The organism is Aeromicrobium sp. PFPM2_SD2, assembly GCF_057364525.1.
In genome coordinates this window covers 1-8,335 of the sequence record NZ_JBNFNZ010000059.1, presented here as the reverse complement: position 1 = coordinate 8,335, position 8,335 = coordinate 1, and the positions used below count along the sequence as shown (strand labels likewise).

Sequence of the window (8,335 nt, the reverse complement as noted above, 5' to 3'; positions counted from 1 at the left end):
GGCGACCGCGGCGACGTGCTGGTCGCGCTCTCGGCGGCGGGCGCCCAGCCGGGCGGCCCCACGACGTAGCCGAGCCGCTCGCGCCACGACCGGGCGCGGCGCACGTCCTGGGCGATCCGGGCGTACTCGCCGTACTGCAGGCGCAGCAGGTTGTACGTGCCGACCGGCTTGGTCAGGCCGTACGTCGGGCGCCGGCCCTCGCGGACGAAGGTGCCGAACAGCCGGTCCCAGACGATGAGGATGCCGCCATAGTTGGTGTCGAGGTACTCGGCGTCGCTGCCGTGGTGGACGCGGTGGTGGGAGGGCGTGTTGAACAGCCACTCGACCGGCCGCGGCAGGCGTCCGACGGTCTCGGTGTGGGTGAAGAACTGGTAGACGAGGTTGATCGCGAACGCCACGTACAGCGTCCACGGCGAGAACCCGAGCAGCGGCAGCGGGAGCCAGAAGAAGAACTCGAACCACGGGTTCCACTTCTGCCGCAGCGCGGTGCCGAAGTTCATGAACTCGCTGCTGTGGTGGGCCTGGTGGCCGGCCCAGCCGATGCGGACGCGGTGCGAGAAGCGGTGGTGCCCGTAGTAGGCCAGGTCGACCCCGAGCACGACCAGCACCCAGTACCACCAGGTGTCGGTGGGCAGGTGCCGCGGCGCGACGTAGGAGTAGACGGCCACGAACGCGAAGAAGGTGATGATCTTGTAGACGGTCAGCACCGCGATCGAGACGACGCCCATGGAGATGCTGGTGCGCGCGTCCTTGAGCTCGTAGCCGGTACGCGGGTGCTCGTGGTCGTCGTCGAGCCAGCGCAGCGCGGCCAGCTCGATGCCGATGCAGAGCAGGAAGAACGGCGCCGCGTACGTGAGCGGGTTCTTCAGCGGGTCCAACGACTCCCACAGGTCCATGGCGCGATCGTAGGTGTGACGCAGGTCGCACTACAGTGGGGCCAGGCCACCACACCTCGTGGCCGACGCACCCGGACGGCCCACCACCGTCGTCCGCCACCCGAGGAGATCACCACCGTGACCGACCACCGCACCGACGACCTGCCCGTGTCCGCCTTCGGCGCGCCGCACGAGCAGGTCGTGTTCTGCCACGACGCCGACTCCGGCCTCAAGGCGATCATCGCCATCAGCTCGACCGCCCTGGGCCCCGCGCTCGGCGGCACGCGCTTCTACCCGTACGGCTCGGAGCAGGCCGCGCTCGCCGACGTGCTCGCGCTCAGCCAGGGCATGGCCTACAAGAACGCGCTCGCCGGCCTCGACCTGGGCGGCGGCAAGGCGGTCATCATCGGCGACCCGCGCCGCGACAAGTCCGAGTCCCTGCTGCGCGCGTACGGACGCTTCGTGGAGTCCCTCGGCGGGCGCTACTTCACCGCCTGCGACGTCGGCACCTTCAGCCCCGACATGGACGTCATCGCGCGCGAGACCCGCTACGTCACCGGACGCACGGTCGAGCACGGCGGCGCCGGCGACTCGTCGGTGCTGACCGCCTGGGGAGTGTTCCAGGGCATGCGGGCCAGCGCCCAGCACGTCTGGGGCGACACCTCGCTGGCCGGGCGCCGCGTGGGCGTGGCCGGCGTGGGCAAGGTCGGACGCCACCTCACCGGGCTGCTGGTCGGAGGCGGACGCCCGCGTCGTCCGTCACCAACGTCGACGCCGGCGCCGGTCGAGCGGCTGCGCGACACCTACCCCGGCATCGAGGTCGTGGCGTCCACGGACGCGCTCGTGCGCGAGCCGCTCGACGTCTACGCCCCGTGCGCGCTCGGCGGCGCGCTCAGCGACGACGTGGTCGACGTGCTGGCCGCACGCGTCGTGTGCGGCGCCGCGAACAACCAGCTCGCGCACGCGGGCGTGGAGAAGCAGCTCGCGGACCGCGGCATCGTGTACGCGCCCGACTACTGCGTGAACGCCGGCGGCGTCATCCAGGTGGCCGACGAGCTCGAGGGCTTCGACTTCGACCGGGCGAAGTCGCGCGCGACGGGCATCTTCGACACCACGCTGGACGTGCTGGAGACCGCGAAGGGCGAGGGCGTGCCCCCGTCGCAGGCGGCCGACCGGCTGGCCGAGCAGCGGATGCGTCAGGTGGGTCGACTGCGCTCGATCCTGCTGCCGTAGGGCGCAGGCGAGGAGTCAGACGGGCGAGGGCCCGGCTGTCCAGCTCAGCTGGCGGCCGGGTCCTCGAACTTGTTTACCAGATCGGCGTACTGGTCGGGGATCGGGTCACCCGACTCTCCGTGGAGCTCGCGCTGAAGGTCGGTGAAGTCCGTGTCGAACGTTCGGTACTTCAGATCGCGAGCGACCTTGGTCTGTTTGGCTTTGGCTCGGCCGCGCCCCATGGGTCGACCCCCTCACAGAGAGATAGGCATCAATACGTCGTGGTGCCCACCCTACCCAACGATGACGGGAAAGCACGAACCAGCCCCACGAATGTCACACCGGCGTGACTCGTGGCGCCCAGGACGCGCTCGGACGGCTCAGCCGTGGGTGCCCGTGAGGGTGACCGTCCCGCCGTCTCCGTGCACGCCGGCCTCGGCGACGTCGCCGGCGATCCACGCGTCGACGCCGTGCTCGGCGAGCAGCCGCACCGCGGCGTCGGCGTCGTCGGGGGCGACCAGGGCGATCATGCCGACGCCGATGTTCAGCGCCTCCTCCAGGTCGGCCTGCGGCACCGAGCCGACCTGCTGGACGAGGTCGAAGATCGGCTGGCGCGTCCACGTGCCGCGGTCGACGCGCACCGACACCGAGTCGGGCACGACGCGCTCGAGGTTGGCCGCCAGGCCGCCTCCGGTCACGTGCGACATGGCGTGCACCTGCAGCTGGTCGGCCAGCGCCAGGCACGGCTTGGTGTACAGCCGGGTCGGCGTGAGCAGCTCGGCGCCGAGGGTGCCGCCGAGCTCGGGCACCTCGCGGTCGAGCTGCCAGCCGGCTTGGTTCAGCAGCACGTGGCGCACGAGCGAGTAGCCGTTGGAGTGCAGGCCGGACGAGCGCATGGCGACGACCGCGTCCCCGGGGCGCACGAGCTCGGCGCCGATGAGCCGGTCGGCCTCGACGACGCCGGTGGTGGAGCCGGCGACGTCGTACTCGTCGACGCCCAGCAGGCCCGGGTGCTCGGCCGTCTCGCCGCCCAGCAGGGCGGTGCCGGACTCGGCGCAGGCCATCGCGATGCCCTTGACGATGTCGGCGATGCGCTCGGGCACGACCTTGCCGGTGGCGATGTAGTCGGTGAGGAACAGGGGCTCGGCGCCGCAGACGACCAGGTCGTCCACGAGCATGCCCACGAGGTCGTAGCCGATGGTGTCGTGGACGTCCATGGCCTGCGCGATGGCGACCTTCGTGCCGACGCCGTCCGCGGACGTGGCCAGCAGCGGACGGTCGTACTTCTTGAGCGCCGAGGCGTCGAACAGGCCGGCGAAGCCGCCGATGCCGCCGACGACCTCGGGCCGGCGGGACTTCTCGACCCACTGCTTCATCAGCTCGACGGCGCGGTCGCCCTCGGCGACGGAGACGCCGGCGGCGGCGTAGCTGGACGGGGTCGTCATGGCAGCACCTTCAGCTCGGGGTTCGGCGTGCGGTCCTCGAGCAGGTGCTTGCCGATCAGGTCGTCCTCGGGGAGCGGGACCGGGTAGATGCCGTCGAAGCAGGCCCGGCACAGGTCGTCCTTGGGCACCTCGGTGGCCTCGATGAGCTCGTCGAGCTGACGTACGCCAGCGAGTCGGCGCCGATCGAGCGGCAGATCTCCTCGGTGGAGGCGCCGTTGGCGATGAGCTCGGCCCGCGAGGCGAAGTCGATGCCGTAGAAGCACGGCCACTTGACCGGCGGGCTGGAGATGCGGACGTGGACCTCGGCGGCGCCGGCCTCGCGCAGCATCCGCACGAGCGAGCGCTGGGTGTTGCCGCGCACGATCGAGTCGTCGACGACCACGAGCCGCTTGCCGGCGATGACGTCGCGCAGCGGGTTGAGCTTGAGCCGGATGCCCAGCTGGCGCAGCGTCTGCGAGGGCTGGATGAACGTGCGCCCGACGTAGGAGTTCTTCACCAGGCCGTGGCCGAAGGGGATGCCCGACTCCTCGGCGTAGCCGATCGCCGACGGGGTGCCCGACTCCGGGACGGGGATGACCAGGTCGGCCTCGACCGGGTTGGCCCGGGCCAGGCGGCGGCCGATCTCGACCCGGACGGTGTGGACCCGGCGGTCGGAGATGCGGGTGTCGGGGCGCGCCAGGTAGACGAACTCGAACAGGCAGCCCTTCGGCGCGGCCTCGGCGAAGCGCTCGCTGCGCACGCCGGCGGCGTCGATGGCGATGAACTCGCCCGGCTCGACCTCGCGGATGTAGGAGGCGCCGACGATGTCGAGGGCGGCGGTCTCGCTGGCGACGACCCAGCCGCTCTCCAGGCGGCCCAGCACGAGCGGCCGGATGCCCTGCGGGTCGCGGGCCGCGTACAGCGTCCCCTCGTCCATGAAGACGAGCGAGAACGCGCCGCGCAGCATCGGCAGCACCTCGAAGGCGGCCTGCTCGACGGTGCGGTCGGGGTAGGACGACAGCAGCGACGCCATGGCGCCGGTGTCGGACGTCTGCAGCTCGCCCTGACGGGCCGCGGAGCCGGTCTCGCGCTCGGCGAGCGTGGCGATGAGCTCGGCGGTGTTCGTCAGGTTGCCGTTGTGGGCCAGCGCGACCGAGCCGGTGGCGGTGGGCCGGAACGTCGGCTGGGCGTTCTGCCAGACGCTGGCGCCGGTGGTCGAGTAGCGCGAGTGGCCGATGGCGACGTCGCCCTGGAGCGACTCGAGGGTCGCCTCGTCGAACACCTGGGACACGAGTCCCATGTCCTTGTAGACGAGGATCTGCCGGCCGTTGCTCACCGCGATGCCCGCGGACTCCTGCCCGCGGTGCTGCAGGGCGTAGAGGCCGAAGTAGGTGAGCTTGGCGACCTCCTCACCGGGGGCCCAGACACCGAACACCCCACACGCGTCCTGGGGACCGCGGTCGTGGGGGTCGAGGTCGTGCGTCAGTCGTCCGTCTCCGCGAGGCACCCGACCAGTCTACGGGACGATCCGCGCCGTCCCGACCACCGGCGATGAACCCTCCGCTCCCCTAGGTTCGGCGTGACCCCGATCACACCCTCGAGGAGTCCCGATGTCCGTCCCGCCCGCCACCTTCGTCTTCGACCACCTGCGGCTGCGCGAGCAGGAGCGTCCGGACGCCCCGTGCTGGATCTACGAGGGGCGCACCTGGAGCTGGTCCGAGGCCGCCGACGGCGCCCGGCGGCTGGCCGGGGCGCTGCGCGCGGCGGGCGTCGAGCGCGGCGGCACCGTCGCCTTCCTGGACAAGAACAACCCGGCGATCATGCAGACGACGTACGCGTGCGCGCTGCTCGGGGCCAGGCAGGCCATCGTGAACTGGCGGCTGGCCGGCGACGAGCTCGACTACGTCGTCAACGACAGCGGCGCCACGATCCTGCTCGTGGGGCACGAGCTGCTCGAGACCGTCGCGCTCGTGCGCGACCGGCTGACGCACGTCGAGCGCGTCGTCGTGGTCGGCGGGCCGGACGACGAGTACGAGGCGCTGGTGGCGTCGGGCGAGCCGCTGGACCAGGACCCGGCGGTGACGCCTGAGACGTCGTCACCGTCATGTACAGCTCGGGCACCACCGGACGGCCCAAGGGCGTCATGCTCACCCAGCACAACCTGGTGCAGCACACGGCGCACGGCGGCGGCGAGGTCGAGTACGCCGAGGGCGACATGCTCATGGTGGCCATGCCGATGTTCCACGTCGGCGGCTCGTCGTACGCGTTCTTCGGGCCGGCGTCGGGCAGCCCGGCGTACGTCGTGCGCGAGGTCGAGGGGTCCCGCCTGGCCGCCGCGGTCATGGCCGGGTGCACGCACGCCTTCCTCGTGCCGGCGGTCGTGGCCGGGCTCATCCAGGCCGGGCCGGACGCGATGGGCCTGTTCAGCCGGCTCAAGGTGTTCAGCTACGGGGCCGCGCCCATGCCGCTGCCGGTCCTGCGCGCGGCGCTCGACGCCTGGCCGACGACGCACTTCATGCAGGTCTACGGCATGACCGAGATGTGCGGCGTCGCGACGATCCTGGACGACGCCGCCCACCGCGACGAGGCCCACCCCGAGCGGCTGGTCTCGGCCGGGCGGCCGATCGAGGGCGTCGAGCTGCGGGTGGTCGACCCGGCCACCGGGCGCGACGTCGAGCCCGGCACCGCCGGCGAGCTGTGGTGGCGCACCGAGCAGGCCACGCCGGGCTACCTCGGCCGTCCGGACGCCACGGCCGAGCTGTTCGCCGACGGCGGCTGGCTGCGCTCAGGCGACGTCGGCCGGGTCGACGACGGCGGCTTCGTCTACGTCGAGGACCGGATCAAGGACATGATCATCACCGGCGGCGAGAACGTGTACTCCCCCGAGGTCGAGCGCGTCCTGGCCGAGCACCCGGACGTGCTGGAGCTCGCGGTCATCGGCGTCCCGGACCCGAAGTGGGGCGAGGCGGTCAAGGCGGTCGTCGTGCTCAAGCAGGGCGCGTCGGCCACCGCCGACGACCTGCGCGCGTACGCCCGCGAGCGCCTGGCCCACTACAAGGTGCCGTCGAGCTTCGACGTCCTGGGCGAGCTGCCGCGCAACCCCTCGGGCAAGATCCTCAAGCGCGAGCTGCGCAAGCCGTACTGGAGCGAGTCCGGCCGCCAGGTCTGAGCAGCCTCCGCGGCGGCGCTCGGCGCGTTGCCACGGGACCGTCGCGCGTGTTCTGCTGGAGGGCATGGACGCACCGCACCGCACTGCCGTCCGTCGTCTCGGGGTCCTCACCGTCGTCGCGCTCGTCGCGAGCCTGCTGGCGGCCACCTCCGGCACGGCGTCGGCCGCCAGCCCCAAGACCCCGGGCCGCTTCACCGGCTACGCCTTCGACACCTGCGTGGCCCCGTCCAACGCGGTCATGGACGTGTGGCGCCTCACCTCCCCGTTCTCGGCCGTCGGCATCTACACGTCCGGCCGCGCCCGGGCCTGCCCCGAGAGCGCCCAGCCGAACCTGAGCCCGGGCTGGGTCCGCCGCCAGGCCGCCCTCGGCTGGCGCTTCCTGCCGATCCACGTCGGCCTGCAGGCGCCGTGCTTCAGCGGCAAGAAGTCGCGGATGGCGTCGAGCGCCCGCACCGCCCGCAACCAGGCGCGCGCCGAGGCGGACGAGGCCGTGGCCGCGGCCCGGCGCTACGGCTTCGGCGCCAAGAACGTCCTGTACCTGGACATCGAGTACTACAACCGGGCCAACCGCGCGTGCGACAACACGACGGTCGAGTTCATCGACGCCTGGAACGAGCGCGTCGCCAAGCGCGGCTACCGCGCCGGCCTCTACTCCAGCGCGTCCGCCGCGATCATGGCCGTCGACGAGGCCCGGCGCACGAAGCGCAAGGGCTTCGACCAGCCGTACCACCTGTGGTTCGCCTGGGAGAACAACCGGGCCGACGTCAACGGCGGCCAGTACCTCGCGGCGGCCGGCTGGCAGGGACGCCGCCTGCACCAGTACGACCTGGACCGCCGGGTCTCCTACGGCGGCAAGGCGATCAACATCGACCGCAACTTCCTCGTCACCGGCGGCGGCTCGCGCGCGACCCGCGACACGAAGGCCTGCGGGGTCCCGCTCACGCAGACCCGCTACCGCTCGCTCAAGCAGGGCGACCGGAACAAGCAGGTGAAGCTGCTGCGCTGCCTGCTGCGTCGCCAGGGCCTGGTCAAGTCGGTCAGCGGCACGTACTCGGCCGCCACGGCGCGCGCGGTCAACACCTACCGGCGCTCCAAGGGCTGGTCGGCCAACGGCCGCGTCTCGCGTCCGGTCTGGACGGCGCTGCTCGCCGAGGGCTCGACCGGCGGCGTGCTCAAGCGCGGCTCCACCGGCGAGAAGGTGTGGCGCCTGCAGCGATCGCTCAAGGCCGGCGGCGCCAGCGTGACGGTCAACGGCGTGTTCGACGCCCGCACGGCCGCCGCCGTCCAGCGGCTGCGCCAGCGCAACGGCCTGCCCGGCTACCAGACGGTGGACGCCGTGGTGTGGCGCAAGCTCCAGGCGGGCCGCCGGGTCTGACCCGCCGCCGTCCTCGTCGGCCGTCCCACCTCCGGGTGGGGCGGCCGTCGTCGTCTAGGACGACAGCGGCAGGTACGGCGACAGGTCCGAGCGCTCCCCCGACGCCGAGACCCGGGCGTCGGCCCAGGCCATGCGGCCGCGGGCCAGGGCGACCCAGGTGTCGGCGTCCATCTCGACCACGGCCGGCGGGGTGCCGCGCGTGTGCCGGGCACCCTCGATGCACTGCACCGCCGCGTACGGCGGCACCCGCACCTCGACGCTGCGTCCGGGCGCACGCTCG

At 72.4% G+C, this 8,335-nt stretch carries 8 protein-coding genes and 2 pseudogenes; 5 read left to right on the top strand and 5 right to left on the bottom strand.

Annotated elements, in window-relative coordinates; translation table 11 throughout:
* Positions 1–896, bottom strand: an 896-nt coding sequence (locus AC2W7G_RS05060) for a sterol desaturase family protein (protein ID WP_485867474.1), incomplete at its 3' end; no start/stop codon positions are given.
* Between the two features lie 117 nt (positions 897–1,013).
* Between AC2W7G_RS05060 and AC2W7G_RS05055 the strand changes: the two genes are divergently transcribed.
* A complete protein-coding gene (locus AC2W7G_RS05055; protein WP_485867473.1) occupies positions 1,014–2,108 on the top strand; it encodes a Glu/Leu/Phe/Val dehydrogenase dimerization domain-containing protein in 1,095 nt (364 codons plus the stop codon).
* A gap of 44 nt (positions 2,109–2,152) precedes the next feature.
* Here AC2W7G_RS05055 and AC2W7G_RS05050 read toward each other — a convergent pair whose 3' ends face one another.
* The 3 genes from AC2W7G_RS05050 to purF form a co-directional block, all read right to left on the bottom strand.
* Positions 2,153–2,329 (bottom strand): DUF3073 domain-containing protein, encoded by a 177-nt coding sequence (locus AC2W7G_RS05050; protein ID WP_485867472.1) that lies wholly within the window; start codon positions 2,327–2,329, stop codon positions 2,153–2,155.
* A 138-nt stretch (positions 2,330–2,467) separates the two neighbouring features.
* Positions 2,468–3,532 (bottom strand): phosphoribosylformylglycinamidine cyclo-ligase, encoded by a 1,065-nt coding sequence (gene purM, locus AC2W7G_RS05045; protein WP_485867471.1) that lies wholly within the window; start codon positions 3,530–3,532, stop codon positions 2,468–2,470.
* 55 nt (positions 3,533–3,587) lie between these two features.
* Positions 3,588–5,018: an amidophosphoribosyltransferase gene (gene purF / locus AC2W7G_RS05040; protein WP_485867470.1), complete on the bottom strand. Its 1,431-nt coding sequence runs from the start codon at positions 5,016–5,018 to the stop codon at positions 3,588–3,590.
* Positions 5,019–5,121: 103 nt separating this feature from the next.
* On the opposite strand from purF, the pseudogene AC2W7G_RS05035 reads away from it, so the two are divergent.
* The 4 genes and pseudogenes from AC2W7G_RS05035 to AC2W7G_RS05020 all read left to right on the top strand — a co-directional run.
* Positions 5,122–5,526: pseudogene (locus AC2W7G_RS05035) on the top strand (AMP-binding protein); the annotation flags it as partial.
* Between the two features lie 86 nt (positions 5,527–5,612).
* Positions 5,613–6,233 (top strand): annotated as a pseudogene (locus tag AC2W7G_RS05030) (AMP-binding protein); the annotation flags it as partial.
* Positions 6,234–6,359: 126 nt separating this feature from the next.
* The gene (locus AC2W7G_RS05025; RefSeq protein WP_485867475.1) at positions 6,360–6,680 is read left to right on the top strand and encodes an AMP-binding enzyme; all 321 of its coding nucleotides are present in this window, start codon (positions 6,360–6,362) and stop codon (positions 6,678–6,680) included.
* A gap of 64 nt (positions 6,681–6,744) precedes the next feature.
* Entirely contained in the window at positions 6,745–8,055 is a 1,311-nt protein-coding gene (locus tag AC2W7G_RS05020; protein ID WP_485867469.1) for a glycoside hydrolase domain-containing protein, read from the top strand.
* A gap of 54 nt (positions 8,056–8,109) precedes the next feature.
* On the opposite strand, the gene AC2W7G_RS05015 is transcribed toward AC2W7G_RS05020, so the two are convergent.
* The coding region (locus tag AC2W7G_RS05015; RefSeq protein ID WP_485867468.1) for a sterol carrier family protein at positions 8,110–8,335 on the bottom strand (226 nt) is incomplete at its 5' end.

Coding starts and splice junctions, on each gene's coding strand:
- AC2W7G_RS05050 (WP_485867472.1), bottom strand. CDS start 2,329: ATGGGGCGCGGCCGAGCCAAAGCCAAACAGACCAAGGTCGCTCGCGAT.
- purM (WP_485867471.1), bottom strand. CDS start 3,532: ATGACGACCCCGTCCAGCTACGCCGCCGCCGGCGTCTCCGTCGCCGAG.
- AC2W7G_RS05025 (WP_485867475.1), top strand. CDS start 6,360: ATGATCATCACCGGCGGCGAGAACGTGTACTCCCCCGAGGTCGAGCGC.
- AC2W7G_RS05020 (WP_485867469.1), top strand. CDS start 6,745: ATGGACGCACCGCACCGCACTGCCGTCCGTCGTCTCGGGGTCCTCACC.